This is a genomic window from Limisphaera ngatamarikiensis, assembly GCF_011044775.1.
Classification (GTDB): Bacteria; Verrucomicrobiota; Verrucomicrobiia; order Limisphaerales; family Limisphaeraceae; genus Limisphaera; species Limisphaera ngatamarikiensis.
Genome location: NZ_JAAKYA010000079.1, coordinates 88,224 through 88,441 on the forward strand (window position 1 = coordinate 88,224; position 218 = coordinate 88,441).

A 218-nucleotide genomic window follows, 5' to 3' on the forward strand; every position below is an offset into this window, starting at 1 on the left:
CCCGGGCGCCGGAAGGGCCGCAGGGCCGGGCCAGGGTGGTCTTTTTCCCAGATGCGGGCATGCTCCGCCCTGGCCGCCAGGGGCGGTCGACGCGCGCGGGGTTCGTGCCGTGGCTCCAGTTTAGCCGGAGGGCACCGCCGCTTCCACCGCCCCGGCCCGCCACCAGCGCGCTTGCCACTGGTGCCACCAGTCCAGCCAGCTGACCGCCACTTCCACCC